Annotated in this window: 13 protein-coding genes; 6 read left to right on the forward strand and 7 right to left on the reverse strand. The window is 70.3% G+C overall.

Annotation, left to right across the window (positions count from 1 at the left end):
• Positions 1-152 precede the first annotated feature (152 nt).
• Both ACGF4C_RS32020 and ACGF4C_RS32025 read left to right on the forward strand, forming a co-directional pair.
• Positions 153-1,232, forward strand: a complete 1,080-nt coding sequence (locus ACGF4C_RS32020; protein ID WP_393571012.1) for a glutathione S-transferase family protein — start codon at positions 153-155, stop codon at positions 1,230-1,232.
• Positions 1,233-1,396: 164 nt separating this feature from the next.
• Positions 1,397-1,696, forward strand: coding sequence for a hypothetical protein (locus ACGF4C_RS32025; protein WP_393571014.1), 300 nt, complete (start codon positions 1,397-1,399; stop codon positions 1,694-1,696).
• A 330-nt stretch (positions 1,697-2,026) separates the two neighbouring features.
• On the opposite strand, the gene ACGF4C_RS32030 is transcribed toward ACGF4C_RS32025, so the two are convergent.
• Positions 2,027-3,358 carry a PLP-dependent aminotransferase family protein gene (locus tag ACGF4C_RS32030; protein WP_393571016.1) on the reverse strand — a complete coding sequence of 444 codons (1,332 nt, stop codon included), beginning with the start codon at positions 3,356-3,358 and terminating at the stop codon, positions 2,027-2,029.
• 292 nt (positions 3,359-3,650) lie between these two features.
• Here ACGF4C_RS32030 and ACGF4C_RS32035 point away from each other — a divergent pair, with 292 nt between their 5' ends.
• Positions 3,651-4,514, forward strand: coding sequence for an alpha/beta fold hydrolase (locus tag ACGF4C_RS32035; protein ID WP_393571103.1), 864 nt, complete (start codon positions 3,651-3,653; stop codon positions 4,512-4,514).
• Positions 4,515-5,149: 635 nt separating this feature from the next.
• On the opposite strand, the gene ACGF4C_RS32040 is transcribed toward ACGF4C_RS32035, so the two are convergent.
• Positions 5,150-6,031 (reverse strand): class I SAM-dependent methyltransferase, encoded by an 882-nt coding sequence (locus tag ACGF4C_RS32040; RefSeq protein ID WP_393571018.1) that lies wholly within the window; start codon positions 6,029-6,031, stop codon positions 5,150-5,152.
• A 912-nt stretch (positions 6,032-6,943) separates the two neighbouring features.
• Between ACGF4C_RS32040 and ACGF4C_RS32045 the strand changes: the two genes are divergently transcribed.
• From ACGF4C_RS32045 to ACGF4C_RS32055, 3 genes are all read left to right on the forward strand, one after another.
• A complete protein-coding gene (locus ACGF4C_RS32045) occupies positions 6,944-8,548 on the forward strand; it encodes an alpha/beta fold hydrolase (protein ID WP_393571020.1) in 1,605 nt (534 codons plus the stop codon).
• A gap of 483 nt (positions 8,549-9,031) precedes the next feature.
• A complete protein-coding gene (locus ACGF4C_RS32050) occupies positions 9,032-9,487 on the forward strand; it encodes a pyridoxamine 5'-phosphate oxidase family protein (RefSeq protein ID WP_201805076.1) in 456 nt (151 codons plus the stop codon).
• A gap of 54 nt (positions 9,488-9,541) precedes the next feature.
• Entirely contained in the window at positions 9,542-10,018 is a 477-nt protein-coding gene (locus ACGF4C_RS32055) for a hypothetical protein (RefSeq protein ID WP_393571023.1), read from the forward strand.
• 93 nt (positions 10,019-10,111) lie between these two features.
• On the opposite strand, the gene ACGF4C_RS32060 is transcribed toward ACGF4C_RS32055, so the two are convergent.
• From ACGF4C_RS32060 to ACGF4C_RS32080, 5 genes are all read right to left on the reverse strand, one after another.
• Positions 10,112-10,981 (reverse strand): amino acid ABC transporter permease, encoded by an 870-nt coding sequence (locus tag ACGF4C_RS32060; protein ID WP_393571025.1) that lies wholly within the window; start codon positions 10,979-10,981, stop codon positions 10,112-10,114.
• On the reverse strand, positions 10,978-11,622 hold the full coding sequence (locus ACGF4C_RS32065; protein WP_351532973.1) for an amino acid ABC transporter permease: 645 nt from the start codon (positions 11,620-11,622) through the stop codon (positions 10,978-10,980). The genes ACGF4C_RS32060 and ACGF4C_RS32065 overlap by 4 nt, the downstream gene beginning before the upstream one ends.
• Positions 11,623-11,641: 19 nt before the next feature.
• Positions 11,642-12,610, reverse strand: a complete 969-nt coding sequence (locus ACGF4C_RS32070) for a glutamate ABC transporter substrate-binding protein (protein WP_393571027.1) — start codon at positions 12,608-12,610, stop codon at positions 11,642-11,644.
• A 14-nt stretch (positions 12,611-12,624) separates the two neighbouring features.
• Complete coding sequence (locus ACGF4C_RS32075) at positions 12,625-13,368, reverse strand: amino acid ABC transporter ATP-binding protein (protein ID WP_030810096.1); 744 nt, start codon at positions 13,366-13,368, stop codon at positions 12,625-12,627.
• 315 nt (positions 13,369-13,683) lie between these two features.
• On the reverse strand, positions 13,684-14,124 hold the full coding sequence (locus ACGF4C_RS32080) for a DUF6278 family protein (protein ID WP_393571029.1): 441 nt from the start codon (positions 14,122-14,124) through the stop codon (positions 13,684-13,686).
• Position 14,125: the final 1 nt, after the last annotated feature.

Consider the following 14,125-nt stretch of genomic DNA (forward strand, 5'->3'; position numbering starts at 1 on the left):
ATTCCACCGCAAGACACCCGACCTGCCATAAGCCGCACGGTTTGCGGTCGCCCCCGCCATGAGGTCCGGGCCCGGAGGGCACACGATGGAGAACACGAGGGGCACGCAATTGGCCTGGGGGTCCGCGCCACCGCAGACGGAAGGAGCCGACCATGCCCGGCAACGACAAGGGAAGTGACAACGCGAGCGGCAACGGCAACGGCAACGGCAAGAGTGACGGCAATGCCGCGTACGGCAGCAAGCCCTTCAAGCGGTCCAAGAGCCACTTCGCCGACCGCGTCACGGCGGACGGCCGCGACGGGTGGCCGGTCGAGGCCGGCCGCTACCGCCTGGTGGTCAGCCGCGCCTGCCCGTGGGCGAGCCGCGCCGTGGTCTCCCGCCGGCTGCTCGGGCTGGAGGACGCGCTCTCGCTCGCCATCGCCGACCCCATCCAGGACGACCGCAGCTGGCGCTTCACCCTGGACCCGGACGGCCGCGATCCCGTGCTGGGCATCCGGTACCTCAGCGAGGCGTACGACGCCCGCGAGAAGGACTACCCCGGCGGGGTCAGCGTGCCCGCCGTCGTGGACATCCCGAGCGGCCGGCTGGTCACCAACGACTTCCAGCAGATCACCCTGGACTTCGCCACGGAATGGACGGCACTGCACCGGCCCGGCGCGCCCGACCTGTATCCGGAGCCGTTGCGCGAGGAGATCGACGTGGTCATGGCGGGCGTCTACCGCGACGTCAACAACGGGGTGTACCGGGCCGGATTCGCCACCGGGCAGAGCGAGTACGAGTCCGCCTTCCACGATCTCTTCCGGCGTCTGGGCCTGCTGTCCGAGCGGCTTTCGGACCGCCGCTACCTCGTGGGCGACACGATCACCGAGGCCGACATCCGGCTGTTCACCACGCTGGTCCGCTTCGATGCCGTCTACCACGGCCACTTCAAGTGCAACGGGTTCAAGCTGGCCGAGGACCCGGTGCTGTGGGCGTACGCCAAGGACCTCTTCCAGACCCCGGGCTTCGGCGACACCGTCGACTTCCACCACATCAAGCAGCACTACTACCGGGTCCACACGGGCATCAATCCGGCCGGCCTGGTCCCGGTCGGGCCGGACCTGTCCGGCTGGCTGACCCCGCACCACCGCGAGGAGTTGGGCGGCCGGCCGTTCGGCGACGGCACGCCGCCGGGCCCGGTGCCACCGGCCGAGGAAGTGCCGCCCACCGGCCGCCCCGAGCCACTGCACTGACCACGGGGCCTGCCGCCCGGCCCGACCGCCGCGCCCGCGACCCGGCCGCCGCGCCGTGCCACGCAGTGCCGTGAGACGCTGAAACAGAGATGCCCCAGGCAGAGATGCCCAGGCAGAGACACAGGGACAGACGGGACTCCACAGTCAGCCGAGGAGTGAGTCCGATGAGGATGGTCCTGAAGGCCCGGATACCGACCGACGCGGGCAACGCGGTACTCAGGAACGGCACCCTGTTGAAGATCATGGATGCGGCGTACGCCGCCCTGCAGCCGGAGGCGGCGTACTTCGCCCTCGAAGACGGCGAGCGCACCTGCTTCTTCTATTTCGACATGCAGCAGTCCTCCCAGATGCCGCCGGTGCTCGAATCGTTCTTCATGGACCTGAACGCGAAGGTCTCGCTCCAGCCCGTGATGAACGCCGACGATCTGCGCACCGGTCTCGGGGACATGATGAGCGGTACGTGAGCCGAGAGATGAGCGGTACGTGAGCCGAGGGCGATGAACGGCACCTGAGCGGAAGGTCGGGCGACACCGGAGCCAACGGGGCGGGCGGCACCTGAGCTGACGGGGCGGGGCGGGGCGGAGCGACACTTACGCCGAGGGTCGTGACACCTCGCCGAGGTGTCGGGGCTGCACCCGGCGACCGTTCCGATCGCCCCCCCGGCTGCCCCACCCGTCCCCGGCCCCCATCCATCCTGGCCGTTGTGATCATCCCGGCCGCCCCGGCCGTCCCACCGCGGGACCGCCCCACCCGTCCCACCTATCCTGACCATCCCGGCCGCCCCGACCGCCCGCTCACTCCGCCGGACCGCTGTCCTCCGGTACGCCCCGGGCCAGCCCGGCCAAGACGTCGAGCGCCTCGGCCAGGGCGTCGAGCGACGGCGAGGCGAGCGCCAGGCGTACGGCGTTGGGGGCGTGCCCCGTGCCGACGGCGAACGCTCCGGCCGGGGTGACGGCGATCCCGCGACGCGCGGCAGCCGCGACGAAGGTGTCGGCCCGCCACGGCTCCGGCAGGTCCCACCAGCAGTGGTACGCCTGCGGATCGGCCCGGATACGGAAGCCGTCCAGCCGCTCGGCGACGATGCCCTGACGCTCGGCCGCATCGGCGCGCTTTGCCTCCTCCAAGGCCGCCGCCGTGCCGTCGGCCATCCAGCCGGTGGCTGCCTCCAGCGCAAAGCGGGACGCGGCCCAGGCCCCCGAGCGGAGGGCCGCCGCCAGTTCGCGGGTGAGGCCCTCGGGCGCCGTGAGGAAGCCGAGGGACAGGCCGGGCGCCAGCCGCTTGGACAGGCTGTCGATCACCACGGTGCGCTCGGGCGCCAGAGCCGCCAGCGGCGGAAGGTCGGGGCGCAGAAACCCGTAGATCGCATCCTCAACGATCCGCAGATCCAACTGCCGGGCGACATCGACCAGTTCGCGTCGCCGTGGGTCGGGCATCGTGATGCCGAGCGGGTTGTGCAGCGCCGGCTGGAGGTAGACGGCGCGCAGCGGGGCGGCGGCCCGGACCGCTTCGGGCGTCAGACCGTGCTCGTCCATGGCGAGCGGGACGAGGGTGACGCCCAGCCGGGCCGCGATGCCCTTGACCACGGGATACGTCAGCGCTTCGACGCCCAGCCCTTCGCCGGCCGGCACCAGCGCGGCCATCGCGGCGGCCACCGCCTGCCGCCCGTTGCCCGCGAAGAGCAACTGGCCGGGATCCGGGGCCCAGTCGGTCCGCACGAGATGAGCGGCGGCGGCCTGCCGCGCCGCGGCCGTACCGGCCGGGCCCACCGGGCGGAGCGCGGCGGCCAGGGCGTCGGGACGCACCAGGCGTTCGAGGCTCTTGGCGAGCAGCGCGGGATGCTCGGGCAGCACCGGGAAGTTGAGTTCCAGGTCGATCCGGGCCTCCGCCGGCTCGGCCAGTGCGGCTTCGGCGCGCGGTGCGGCGCTACGGACATAGGTGCCGCGGCCGACCTCCCCGACGGTCAGGCCGCGTCGGCCCAGTTCGCGGTACACCCGGGCCGCGGTGGAACTGGCGATCCGCCGATCCCGGGCGAACCGCCGCAACGGCGGCAACCGTTCCCCCGGCCGCAGCCGCCCCGCCGCAATGTCCGCCGCCAACCCATCGGCCAGCACTCGATAGTCGTCCATCCTCACCTTCCCCGCTCCTGGTCTTCCCGTCTTCCGTTCCCCCTGGTCCCAGGCTTCGGCCCCACTCCCAGGCCCCCGGCACACCCGCCCACCCTCGCCGCGCCGCCCCCCGCCCTGCCACGACAACATCGCGCCACCGACACAGCACAGACCACACAGCACGGCCCACACAGCACGGCCCACACAGCACGCAACAGCCTACATTGCACCGAGCACATTATTTCTATTGCGCCGAGCAATTGCACCTCATAGCATCGAGCGCGTCACATTGAACGTGGAGGGGATGTCCAGCATGGGATCGGTCGTCATAGGCGAAATCACCGTCGGCTACGAGGATGCGGGCGGCTACGAGGATGCGCGCCCCCAGGAGGAGGGCCACCCGAACGAGAGCGGCGGCAGCGAGCCGCTGGTGCTCATCCACGGGCACCCCTTCGACCGCTCCATGTGGCGTCCGCAGATCGCCCACTTCAGCCGGGCCGGCCGCCGGGTGATCGCCCCTGACCTGCGGGGCTACGGCGAGAGTTCGGTCGTTCCGGGCATTACCCCGCTGGAGACCTTCGCCCGCGACATCGCCGGGCTGCTCGACCACCTGGGCATCGAGCGCTGCGTACTGGGCGGGCTTTCCATGGGCGGCCAGATCGTCATGGAGTGCTACCGCCTCTTCCCCGAGCGGATCCGCGGTGTGGTGCTCGCCGACACCTTCGCGGCGCCCGAGACCGACGAGGGCAAGGCAGGCCGCCGGGCGATGGCCGAGCGCCTGCTGCGCGAGGGGATGGCCGGCTACGCACAGGAGGTGCTCGACAAGATGATTGCACCGAGCACGATCGAATCCCGGCCGGAGGTCGCCGCACACGTCCTGGGCATGATGACCGGCACCCCACCCGAGGGCGCGGCGGCCGCCCTGCGCGGCCGCGCCGAGCGCCCCGACTACCGGGAGCTGCTCACGCGGATGTCCGTACCGGCACTGGTGGTCGTCGGCACCGAGGACGTCTACACCCCCGTGAGCGACGCCCGCGACCTGCACCAGCGCATCCCCGACAGCACCCTGGCAATCATCCCCGAGGCAGCCCACATGCCGAACCTGGAACGGGAAGACGACTTCAACGCCGCCCTCTCCACCTTCCTGACCACCCTCCCCACCCCCACCAGCAACTAGGACATCCACCCCTCCACCCCTTCCACATCTCCCGCGCACCCCACTCTTGCGGCTTGCGGCTTGCGGCTTGCGGCTTGCGGCTTGCGGCGCAGTGGGCGTCGTAGATTGCGCGACAGGAGGGAGGAGCGGTCTCGTGCCCCTTGGGAGCGTCCCAGTCGTCGAATCGCCCCGGCGCCAGCCGGTCCGGGTCCACGACCGCAGGGGCGCCGCTACCAAGCAGCTACTGGAACACCTGCTCCGTCACCTGCCAGCCGACGCCGTCGGCGTTCGTGACCAAGCTGGCGTCGACGCCCCACAGACCGGCCACCACCCGAAAGGGGCCGACCAGTGGTATCTCGTAGCGGGTGAGGGCGAACCCGCCGCTGAGCCGCCGCCTCGCTCCAGCCTCCCGGAAGGCCGGGACGAGACGGCGAGCCTCAGCACAGGCCGACCCGAAGCCGCCTTTCCAGAACGGACATTCAACCCCGTAGGCACGGTCACCCGGTCGCACCCAAGCCGCGTCAGCTGGTACGCCCCACCGACGCCGGCCCTTATCCGCTCGCCTTGCCTACGTGCCGTTGCCGGCTCGCCTCTGATCGCCACGCCGCACTCAGGGCACCGTTACGAGCCGGCCACCGTGCCCCCACATGGGAACCTCACGACGCCTGGCGCACCCGCCCATACGCCAGCAACGCCCGATGCGGCAGCACCAGGCCACCGTCCCCGTCCGTGAACTCCTCCGCCAACAGGGCGAAGTGCCGCCGAACCCGCTCGACCCCCTCCACCCCCTGACTGGTAACGACCCGCCCAATCGTGGCCACCCCCGCCGCCGGTCCCTGCCACCACTCCTCCACCGTCGTGTGGTGATCCCAGGCCAGCGAACGGCACCCCGCCTCGGTCAGCCCTGCCTCGTTCAACAGCGCCGTAAGCCCCTCCTCCGTACGCGGAAAGTCGTCCTCCGGCGCGAGCGCGGGCACATCGGCCGGCCGGGGCACTCCGGCCGCCGCCGCGGCCCGTCCGAGCAGTGCCTGCCCGGACGCCGCGGGCACGGCCCAGACCGTGAGCGCGATTCGGCCGCCCGGCCGGGTCACCCGACGCAGCTCCGCAAGCGCCACCCGCGGCCGCCCCACATGATTGAGCACGAAGTTGCCTATCACCGCATCGAACTGATTGCGCATGAAGGGCAGTTGAGGCAACGCTGCAATGTATACGGCAGCATCCGGAACGCCTTGAGCGGCACGCTTAGCCATCCCGGGTTCGGCATCCACCGCCACCACCTGCACACCCCGCGCACCCGCCGCCGCAGCGACCAACCCCGGGCCCGTCCCCACGTCGAGCACCCGCATGCCCTGCCCCACCCCAGCAGCATCAAGCAACGCGGGCACCGGATACGCGCACAGCCTGCCGAACCCTGCCTCGTAGGCAGCCACGCTCCCCGCCCAGGCCCGCCGCTCACTCACATCGAACGGCGTCTGCACCCGCGCCGCCCCACCCACCTCAGCCGCCTTCACGACCTGCTCCCCCAATTCGCCGCCCATCGACTGTCGCCCCTTCCTTGCCCCCGCCCCCACCCCTCCCATCCCCCTGACACTCCCCCACCCACCCGGCCACTCCTCCGCCCACATCCCCGACCCCCCAACTCGGCCCGCCGCAGCCAGACGCGCCCAGACGTGCCCTGGCCGCCGCCCACCCCGCCCAATTCAGCTTGACCCACACCCAGCTCGCACCCACTCGCACTGGCCAACTAGTCCCGCAGAGCTCAGCTTGGCTCAACGAGGCCCGACGACACCCGACCCACACCAGCTCGCCGCCATGCGGCTGAACTCTGCTCGATGCCGCCTACCCAAGCCGAACACGACCGAACGTGGCCCGATGCCAACCGAATTCGACCCGACCCGCCTTCCCTCCACTCGAATCCAGCGCCGCCCGACGCACCCCGAGGCAGCCGGGAGTCGGAGCCGGAGTCGGAGTCAGCCCGACGCACCTCGACGTGACCGATCCCGGCCCGCCAGGGCCACAGCCACCCCGGCTCCGATCTCACCGGACAGGCCCAACCCGGACAGACTCAGCCCGACAGACTCAGCCCGGGCCACACAGGCTCGACCCGGGCGGGACCAAGGCACGGCAGGACAGGACACCAGGACAGGCAGGTCAGGCCAGGCCAGGCCAGGCCAGAATCGGCCCCGGCCGCCCGCATGTTCACCCCAACTCACCTTCCCGCCACCGGAGTCAGCCGCACCCCACCCGGACCCACCCCAACTCGGCCCCAATTCAGCCCCGACCTCCCCCCGACTCACGCCCGACCCAAGGCTGTTACCCACCCGTAACCTACCGATGGGTTACCTTCGGTAAGGGTCGGACTTTACTCTCCAGTCACCTCGGGCCGGGCGTATGCCCCTCCTGTCCCCAGACAGCGTGCGGCCGGCTCGCATCGAGATCTGGAGCAGAAGATGACCCCCTCCCGTACGACCCTGCGCGCCGCTATCGGCACCGTTTCGGCGGCAGTGCTGGCCACGACCGTGCTCACCGGCGCACCGGCCACCGCTCAGGCGGCGACGCCGGACGCCGCCCCCGCGGCCACGGCATCCGCCGGTTCCGCCTCCGTGCGGTTCGTCGACATCAAGGGCGAAGGCGGGATCACCCTCAAGGCCAACGTCTTCACCCCGGCCGGTGCGGACGGGACGCGCCGGTACCCGGTCATCGTGCTGCCCACCAGCTGGGCGATGCCGCAGGTCGAGTACATGGCACAGGCCAAGAAGCTGGCCGATGCGGGATATGTGGTCGTCGGATACAACTCGCGCGGCTTCTGGCAGTCCGGCGGCCAGATCGAGACCGCCGGGCCGGAGGACATCGCCGACGCCTCGAAGGTCATCGACTGGGCGCTGGCGAACACCCCCGCCGATCCGCAGAAGGTCGGTATGGGTGGGGTCTCCTACGGGGCCGGGATCAGCCTGCTGGCCGCTGCGTTCGACAAGCGGATCAAGGTGGTGGCGGCGCTCAGCGGCTGGGCCAACCTGATCGACTCGATCTACAGCGGACGGACCCAGCATTTGCAGGCGGCGGCGATGCTCGGCGGCGCTGGTGAGCTGACCGGGCGGCCGAGCGCCGAACTCCGCACCGTCCTCAAGGACTTCCTGGCCTCCAATCTCTCCAAGGAGAAGGATCTGATCGCCTGGGGGAAGAAGCGCTCCCCCGCCACCTATCTCGACCGGATCAATGCCAACGGCGCGGCGATCATGCTGGGCAACGCCTGGGGCGATTCGCTCTTCCCGCCCAACCAGTACGCCGACTTCTTCGACAAGCTCAAGGGGCCGAAGCGGCTGGAGTTCCGGCCCGGCGACCATGCGACCGCCGAGGCCCTCGGGTTGTTCGGGCTGCCCAACGACACCTGGACCGACACCAAGCGGTGGTTCGACCACTACCTCAAGGGCACCGACAACGGGATCGACAAGGAATCTCCGGTACTGCTCAAGTCCCGCTCCACCGGTGCCTACGAGGGCTACAAGAGCTGGAAGGACGTACCGTCCGCGCACCGGAGGATCGCCCTGGACGGCACCCCGCAGATCAACACCAACTGGGACTCCGGCGCCGACGGCGGGCTGATCTTCCTCTCCAGCATGCTGGACCAGTTCTTCCGGTTGCCGCCGATGGCTTCCATCCCGCTGCTGCCGCGCTCGCTGGCCGCCGTCTGGCAGTCCGAGCGCTACGAGACCGGACAGCGGGTCCGCGGCACCACCCGGCTGCACACCACCATCACCAGCACCGCCGAGAGCGGTACCGCGATTGCGTACCTCTACGACGTCGGCCCGCTCGGCATCGGCAAGTTGGTCACCCACGCGCCGTACACCTTCCACGGCAAGACGCCCGGTCAGCCCTTCGGCGTGGACCTGGAGCTGTTCTCCACCGCCTACGACGTCCCGGCCGGGCACAAGCTGGCGGTGGTCGTGGACACCGTCGATCCGCTGTACATCGAGCACAATCCGTCCGGCGCCCGGCTGACGTTCTCCTCTCCCGCGGACGATCCGTCGTACGTCTCCGTCCCGGTGCGCGACTAGGCATCGCGGCGGCGCCGGCCCCGTTTCGTCGGCACGTTGGTGAGAGCCGGGGAGGGTAGGGCGGCGGATGCCGAGGGAGCAGGGATCGAGGTTGCAGGGATCGACGTAGAAGGAGTCGAGGTAGCGGGGGTCTGGATAGTGGGGAGCGAGGGAGTGGGGATTGGGGGAATGGGCTGGGCCGGGGTGGGTGAGGGCGGTGAGCGTGGACATGGTGTGCCTCCCGAAGGGACGTCGTGTGACGGGCTGTTCGTGACATCAACGGTTCCATGCCTGCCGGCCCAGGTCATCGCACCACGGGTTGACCCACCTCAACCCCTGGTTCTCAACCCCTGGTTCTCCATCCTCGGTTCTCAACCCCCGGTGCTCGCCCATGGTTTCGTCCATGGTTCTCCCCCCGTCGCGGCCCCGCGGACCGGTCGTAGGACCCGGGGCGTACAGCGCGGGCCCGAGGCGGCGGGGGGTGGTGGTCGCTAGCCTCACCGTATGGCCACCACCCCACCGGCCCGCGACGCCGGGCAGCGGAAGCGCGATGCGCTCGCACGACTGAGGACGGACGAGGACGCCTGGATCTCCTCGGCGTCCGCCGACGGCACGCCCTACCTCGTGCCGTTGTCGTTCGTCTGGCACGACGAGCGGCTGGTGATGGCCACGAAGAAGAACAACCCGACGGCCCGCAACCTCCGGGCCAACGGTGCCTGCTGGGTGGCGCTGGGTCCCACCCGGGACGTGGTCCTCATGGAGAGCACGGCCGAGACCGTCGCCTCCGACGCGCTGCCCGACGACATGGGCAAGGCGTTCGCCGAGAAGCTGGGCTGGGATCCGCGCGGCCGGGAGGCCTGGGTGTTCCTCGTCTTCCGCCCGCGCCGGGTCCTGGTCTGGCGCGAGGTGAACGAGCTCGCGGGGCGGGAGCTGATGCGGGACGGGGTGTGGCGGGTGTAGCCCCGCGCGGCCGTGTGTCCGGGCCCGGGAGCGGCCGGTGGCATGATCGCCGGCATGGGAAATTCCGCCTCGGGCCCGCAGCAGCGGCCGCATCTGCCCACGACCGAGTCAGCCGTCACGGCCGTACGGGAGGTCGCTGAGGAGTACCGGCTCGAAGCGACCGTCACGGACGACATCGGTGCGGATGTGATCTCCCGGCGCACCTCCGCCGGGGCGTTCACCGTGCTGGACCCGGACGGCTCGCTGCCGCACGAGGCGTTCGTGGAGCTGGGCGGGGACCCGGCGGTCACCGTCCAGTTGTTCCCCGAGGGCGATGCGAAGATCACGGTGGACGGGGTGGAGTTCGCGGATGTGCCGCGGGATGCGGTGCCGGCGTTCCTGCGGTCCGTGTTCGGCGGTCCGGCCCACGTCAAGACGCGGTACTTCCCGCCGGGACAGTGGCTGATCGTCCCGCTGCCCGGCGATGAGACATACAAGGAGCTGATCCTGGGCGGGGCGCTCAGCCCCTGGCTCGCGCGCCGCGTCCGTTGACGGTGGGCCGGTGAGCGCGTGGATGCGCCTGAGCCGGGGAGGAACGGGCCCGCCCGCCGCCTGCCTCACCGCGCGTGTCTCAGGTGACCCGCCTCAAGTCGCCGGCCGCTGGTGGTCGCCCGGCATGAGGTTGCCCGGTTCCGCGGCGGCCACCTCGGCGGACTCGACCTTGGGGTTGCGCATTTGGCGCCGGGAGACCCAGTTGGCGAACCAGGAGAGCAGCATGCACATCCCGATGTAGATCGGCGCGATGATCATGACGACGGGGATGAACGGCAGGTCGTAGTCGAGGTTGGAGGCGATGAGCTTGCCGGCGTGCAGGAACTCCTCGTAGGTGATGAGGAATCCCAGCGAGGTGTCCTTGAGCGCGACGACCAACTGGCTGATGATCGCCGGCAGCATCGCCCGGACCGCCTGCGGCACCAGCACGTACCTCATGACCTGCGTCTTGTGCATGCCGAGGGCGTAGGCGGACTCGCCCTGGCCGCGCTCGACGGCGTTGATGCCGCTGCGGAAGACCTCGGCGAGGACCGAGCCGTTGTAGAGCGTCAGGCCGGCGACCAGGGCGGGCAGCGGCGCCACCTGGAGCGCCACGTAGATGAAGAAGATCATGACGAGCAGGGGCATGGCGCGGAAGAACTCCACGACCAGCGTGCACAGCCAGCGGATCGGCCGGTGGACGGAGAGCCGCCCGGTGGCGAGCACCGCGCCGAAGGCCAACGACAGCACCGCGGCGAAGCCGAAGGCCCGCAGGGTGTTGGCCAGTCCGGTCAGCAGGAGTTCCTGGATGCCTACGTAGGTGAAGGGGCTCCATTTCGCCCTGGTGAACTGGCCGGTGACGAAGAGCAGGTAGAGGATCCAGCCGATCAGGGCGAGGATCACGACCGTCCCGGCGAGTCCGTAGGTCCGGTGGCGGGTCCTGGCCCGGGGGCCGGGGACGTCGTAGAGGGCGTTGGCGGTCATCGGGCGACTCCGTAGTGCTTCTCCAGCACGTTGAAGATCGCGCTGATGGAAAGGGTCACGATCAGGTAGCCGACGGCGATCCAGACGAAGGTCCAGATGATGCTGTAGCCCAGCTCGTTGAGCGGTTTGTAGACGCCGAGGAGTTCGACGACGCTGAAGGCGCCGGCGATCGCGGAGTTCTTGGCGAGCGCGATCAGCGTGGACCCGATGGGCGGGATGACGGAGCGGAACGCCTGCGGCAGGACGACGATGCCGAGGGTCTGCGGGAAGGTCATGCCGAGGCTGCGGGCCGCCTCGCCCTGCCCGGTCGGCACCGTATTGATGCCGGAGCGGACCGCCTCGCAGATGAAGGCGGAGGTGTAGCAGCCGAGCGCCAGGATGGCGAAGAGTTTGAAGGGCAGGACGAGGCCGAAGCGTGGCAGGCCGAGCACCACGGCGAAGAACAGCAGGGTGAGAGGGGTGTTGCGGAGCACCGTCACCCAGGCGGTGCCGAAGGCTCGCAGCGAGCGGACCGGGGCGACCCGGAAGGCCGCCATGAGGAAGCCGAGGGCGAGCGCCAACAGGGAGGCGTAGACGGTGAGTTCGACGGTGCCGAGCAGCCCCTCCGCGTAGAGGGAGAGGTTGTCGAGGAGAACGTTCATCGGTCGGTTCCTTGGCGGCTCAGGTCGCCGGGTAGCGGTCGATCGGGGGCGGCTGGGGGGCGGGCACCCCGGACAGGCCGAGGGTCGCGGCGTAGGCCTTCTTCCAGTTGCCGTTCTTCTCGTTCGCGGCGAGCGCGTCGTCCAGGGCGAAGCGCAGCGCGTTGTCGGCGCGCGGGACGCCGATGCCGTACGGCTCCTCGGAGAAGGGTTTGCCGACCACCTTGAGCTCGCGGGGGACCTTGGCGGCGTAGCCGAGCAGGATCGCGTCGTCGGTGGTGACCGCGTCGACCTGGTAGGTGAGCAGGTTGTCCACGCACACCGAGTAGGTGTCGTAGGCGACGAGGACGGCCTTGGGGTACTCGGACTGGATGCGCTGGTACGGGGTCGAGCCGGCCGCCGAGCAGACGCGTTTGCCGGCCAGGTCCTGTGGTCCGTGGATGTCGTGTTCGTCGGTGCGCACCAGCAGGGACTGGCCGGCCATGTAGTACGGGCCGGCGAAGCCGACCAGCTTCTTGCGCTTGTCGTTGATCGTGTAGGTGCCGACGTAGAAGTCGATCTGGCCGTTCTGCAGGGCGGTCTCGCGGTTGGCGGAGGCGATGGTCCGGAACTGGATGGTGCGGGGCGGGAAGCCGAGGGCGGCGGACATCATTTTGGCGATCTCGATGTCGAAGCCCGTGTAGACGCCGGTGGCGGGGTCCTTCTCGCCGAGGTACGGCTGGTCCTCCTTGACGCCGATGATGAGGTGGCCGCGGCGCTTGGCCGCCGCCCAGGTCGGGGAGGACGGCAGCCGGAAGTTCTTGGCGACCGGGTACCGGGGCAGTTCGCTGCCCTTGGGCCCCTTGACCGGTGGGCTGCCGGCCCGGCCGCAGCCCGTGAGGAGCAGTGCGAGGACGCCCACTACGGCGAGCACGAGGGCTGTGCGGGTGCGGGGCAGGCGCGCGGAGTGTCGGTGTGGAGACCGGCGGTGTGCAGACTGGCGGTATGGCATGGCGGCACCCCCGTTCAGTGCTTGAGGATCTTGGAGAGGAAGTCCTTCGCCCGCTCGCTGCGCGGGGCGGTGAAGAATTCCTCGGGGGTGCGGTCCTCGACGATCCGGCCGTCGGCCATGAACACCACGCGGTTGGCGGCGGACCGGGCGAAGCCCATCTCGTGGGTGACCACGACCATGGTCATGCCCTCCCGGGCGAGCTGCCGCATGACCTCCAGCACCTCGTTGATCATCTCCGGGTCGAGTGCGGAGGTCGGCTCGTCGAAGAGCAGCGCCTTGGGGTCCATGGCGAGCGCGCGGGCGATGGCGACGCGCTGTTGTTGGCCGCCGGAGAGCTGCGCGGGATATTTGTCGGCCTGGGAGACGAGCCCGACCCGGTCCAGGAGTTCACGGGCGCGCCGCGCGGCCTCGTCCTTGCGCTTCTTCCGGACCTTGACGGGGGCCAGCATGATGTTGTCGAGCACGGTCCTGTGGGCGAAGAGGTTGAACGACTGGAAGACCATGCCGACCTCGGCGCGCAGCTGGGCGAGCGCCCGGCCCTCTTCGGGCAGCGGTCGGCCGTCGAGTTCGATCGTGCCCGATTCGATGGTTTCCAGGCGGTTGATGGCCCGGCACAGGGTGGATTTCCCGGACCCGGAGGGCCCGATGACCACGACCACCTCCCCACGGTCGACAGTGAGGTCGATGTCCTGGAGGACGTGCAGTTTTCCGTAGTGCTTGTTGACCCCGCGCAGTTCAATCAGCGCCTCACCGGCCATGTCCGACCTGCCCACTCTCATCCGTACAGCGGAGAGCCCGCAAACTACCGGGGAGATTGAGGCGGTACGCCCTGACACGCACGTCCAGGCGGGTTCAGGGGGATAAATCGGGTAAGTCGGCCTGATGGCGTTCGGGGCCGATGCTGCGCTCTCCGGGGGTGCGCACTCCGGGGGCGCTCTCCAGTGGCGCCCTCAACGGCGGGGACGGGGACGGTACGCACAGGGTCGGTACGCCCGGGGTCGGTACGCATGGGGCCGGTACGCAGGGAACCGATACGCACGGGGCCGGTGCGGCGGGTCCCGGGCTTGCGGGGGTCAGCTCTCCGCGGCCTCGGCGTACACCTGGGAGAGTTCCGGCGCGCCGTCGTCGGCCCACTGGTGGCCGGCCGCCACGACGTCGATCTCGCGCCCGGACGCCAGCCGGACCACCGGCTGCCCGTCCGGCCAGACGTGCCAGACCGCGCCGCGGACGGTACGCACCAGTACGGTGCCCAGGTACAGGCCCGCGTCGTTGCCGAGCCAGGGCGCGACCTCGGGGTCGTCCCGCCAGACCGGCTGGAGCTGGTCCAGCCGCTCCAACGACCGTACCGAGTCGTCGAGTTCGACGCCCGCGGTGGTGGCGTGGGACCGCAGCAGCTCGCACTCGGACAGCAGCTCGATGACGCTCTCCGGGTCGGCGCGCACCGACTCCGCGAGCGGCACGGACCGGCGGGTCAGCGGTCGCTTGCGCCACTTGTCCAGGAAAGACATGTTCATG

The organism is Streptomyces sp. NPDC048197 (assembly GCF_043202395.1).
GTDB classification, from domain to species: Bacteria; Actinomycetota; Actinomycetes; order Streptomycetales; family Streptomycetaceae; genus Streptomyces; species Streptomyces siderophoricus.